The 2,764-nt window shown below is 50.6% G+C and carries 6 protein-coding genes; 3 read left to right on the forward strand and 3 right to left on the reverse strand.

All coding sequences use genetic code 11. The features are described from left to right. The 3 genes from FDW87_RS21260 to FDW87_RS00325 all read left to right on the forward strand — a co-directional run. On the forward strand, window positions 1-492 hold a 492-nt coding region (locus FDW87_RS21260; RefSeq protein ID WP_305764061.1), incomplete at its 5' end, for a GspL/Epsl periplasmic domain-containing protein. Next, entirely contained in the window at window positions 489-956 is a 468-nt protein-coding gene (gene gspM / locus FDW87_RS00320; RefSeq protein ID WP_016157618.1) for a type II secretion system protein GspM, read from the forward strand. The genes FDW87_RS21260 and gspM, both read left to right, overlap by 4 nt. Further along, window positions 953-1,732: an A24 family peptidase gene (locus FDW87_RS00325; RefSeq protein WP_049270608.1), complete on the forward strand. Its 780-nt coding sequence runs from the start codon at window positions 953-955 to the stop codon at window positions 1,730-1,732. The genes gspM and FDW87_RS00325 overlap by 4 nt, the downstream gene beginning before the upstream one ends. 37 nt (window positions 1,733-1,769) lie before the next feature. On the opposite strand, the gene bfr is transcribed toward FDW87_RS00325, so the two are convergent. From bfr to FDW87_RS00340, 3 genes are all read right to left on the reverse strand, one after another. Then, window positions 1,770-2,243, reverse strand: a complete 474-nt coding sequence (gene bfr, locus FDW87_RS00330) for a bacterioferritin (RefSeq protein ID WP_016154761.1) — start codon at window positions 2,241-2,243, stop codon at window positions 1,770-1,772. A 71-nt stretch (window positions 2,244-2,314) separates the two neighbouring features. After that, window positions 2,315-2,509: a bacterioferritin-associated ferredoxin gene (gene bfd / locus FDW87_RS00335; RefSeq protein ID WP_003031111.1), complete on the reverse strand. Its 195-nt coding sequence runs from the start codon at window positions 2,507-2,509 to the stop codon at window positions 2,315-2,317. Window positions 2,510-2,694: 185 nt separating this feature from the next. After that, on the reverse strand, window positions 2,695-2,764 hold a 70-nt coding region (locus FDW87_RS00340), incomplete at its 5' end, for a hypothetical protein (protein ID WP_168733119.1).

Below are 2,764 nucleotides of genomic sequence, written 5' to 3' on the forward strand. Positions count from 1 at the left end.
GTATTACACGGCAGCTTCCGCCCTTTGCCCCCGACACAACCGACCCCGCGTCTGCTGAAATATGCCGCCATAGCAACATTTGCCCTGGCAATAGCGCTCTTCTCAGGGCTGAAAGGGGTGATGCTCTGGCAGCTTCATCAACAGAAACAGGCGCTCTCAGCTGAAGGTGCCACCCTGTGGAACCGCTATTTCCCAGGTGATAACCGCAACAGCAATTTTAAATATTTCTTCGAATCGTCCGCGAGGGATCGCTATCCGGATGTGCTGACGTTACTGACTCAGCTTCAGACCCGATTAAGCACATTGCCGGGGCTTACCATCCGCGAGGTCAACTACCGGCTCGAACAACGCCTTTTTACCCTGACGCTCAACGTTCGCGATCCGGAACATCTTCGCCGCTTTATGGTGCAGACAAACGACGAATTTATCCTGACTCAACCGCCAGAAGGGACGACAGGTAGCGTCCGGCTGACCCTGAAGGAGCGCAAATGAATATGAATAGCTGGTGGAGCGAAAAAAACGGCAGAGAGCAACGCAGTCTGATATTCCTCGCCGTTTTCTGTCTGCTGGCGGGATTCTGGTACGGCGTGGTTCAGCCCCTGGATAACGCTATTTCACAGCAGAGGCAGGAAAATGATCGTCTCAGGAGTGAGATCCTGTGGGTAAATGAGGCGATTCAGCGTCGCGGATTAGTTGCCAGTAGACCGGGCACAAAGACCGATCCGGCACTGATACAACATAGCGCGCAGCAGGCAGGTCTGAATATCAGCGTTGTGACATCCACTCCCGATCATTTTGCGATCTCGCTTCCCGTTGTCAAAACCGAACCATTATTTGCGTGGCTTAATACCCTACAAAATGAGGGAATACAGGTTTCGCAACTCACGTTTAGCGCCCGCCCGGTCGCCGGGGAGATTGCGGTGGAAGCCCTTGAACTCTATCCGGTGGGGAAATGACGGAACTCATTAACATTGCAGCAATGGCATTTGTCGGGCTGATAGTCGGCAGCTTTATGAATGTAGTGGTTTATCGACTGCCGATCATGATTGAGCATCGGCACAGCGAAACATGGAATATCGCCTGGCCTCCGTCGCACTGTCCGCACTGCCAGCACAGGCTATCGGTGCGTAACACTATTCCACTATTCAGTTGGCTGTGGCAGCGGGGGCGTTGCCAGGACTGCGCGCAGCCCATTTCATGGCGTTACCCACTGACTGAACTGGCGTGTTCTTGTGTTTTTGCGCTTAGCGCCGCGTTTGTCCCTTCAATGTCAGATGCGATTGCCATCATGACGCTGTTCTGGTTTATTTTCGCGCTGGCGCAAATTGATCTCCGGACGTACCTGCTGCCGGATGTGCTGACGCAGCCGATGCTCTGGCTCGGTCTGATGTATCACAGCGTTTACGACAGAGAGATGTTACCCGACGCGCTGTACGGCGCTGTCGCTGGCTATCTGACGCTATGGCTGGTCTGGTGGGGATGCAAAATACTCGCGGGCAAAGAGGGCATCGGCCTGGGTGACGCTAAGCTACTGGCGGCGATGGGTGCCTGGTGTGGATGGCCAGCGCTACCGCCCATTTTACTCGCTGCATCATTGCTGGGCATTGTCTGGTGGCTGATCCTACGCCTTACCCGAAGGACGTCGATACCGCTTATCGCGTTCGGTCCGTGGCTTGGACTGGCAGGCTGGTTGATTTTCAGCGCGCAAAGCTCAGGTGTTATCGGGTACTGAAAGGAGCGGCAGGCCTGCCGCTCTGCAAAGTTTGCGTCTACGCTTCGCGAATCTGTGCCTGAAGATAGTTCTGGAGTCCCATCTTCTGGAGCAGATCCAGTTCCGTTTCCAGCCAGTCAATGTGACCTTCTTCATCAGCAAGGATTTCGATCATCATATCCCGGCTAACGTAGTCATGGACGCTGTCGGCATAGGCAATGGCTTCACGTAAATCTTTAGCCCCATCGAGTTCGAGTCGAAGATCGGATTGCAGCATCTCTTCAACATCTTCGCCTATACCCAACTTACCAAGATCCTGTAAGTTTGGGAGCCCTTCTAAGAATAAAATACGCTCAATATATTTATCAGCGTGTTTCATCTCATCGATAGATTCATGGTACTCAACATCATTGAGGCGAGTCAGTCCCCAGTTTTTGAACATACGAGCATGGAGAAAATACTGGTTGATTGCGACAAGCTCATTTCCCAATAGTTTATTGAGATAATTTATGATTTTAACATCACCTTTCATTTTATAGTCCCTCCGCTTCCACTCTTAGAGCGTAGATGGGGCTACAGGGATGTCAAAAAAAAGAGTGTGACTTAGGCGATCTCTTTAAATTCTGGCATTTGCGTTAATTCATCCTGCATGACTTCGCGGGCAGCACGAATGCACTTACCGCATTGATTTCCAACAGGAATAAATTTACGCAATTGCTGAAAGGACTGAGGATGAAACTGGCGAACAGCCTGACGTATTTTTTTATCACTTATCGCATTACACAAACAAACGTACATGATCGCTCCCGTTCAATTTCTGCGCAAAGTGTAAATGAGAATAGTTATGATTACAATAGCACAACGCTATTTACGCAGCGGGAGAATGAATGAAAAATGCGAATAAATATGACAACTGCTAAATCGCGGACAGCAAAAAGGGCGCCGAAGCGCCCTTTTTAAGCTCAAAGCTAATTAATCAATAATTAGCTCATTACTTTAGCAACAACGCCCGCACCAACAGTACGGCCGCCTTCACGGATTGCGAAACGCAGA

The sequence above is a fragment of the Citrobacter sp. wls826 genome (assembly GCF_005281245.1).
Classification (GTDB): domain Bacteria; phylum Pseudomonadota; class Gammaproteobacteria; order Enterobacterales; family Enterobacteriaceae; genus Citrobacter; species Citrobacter braakii.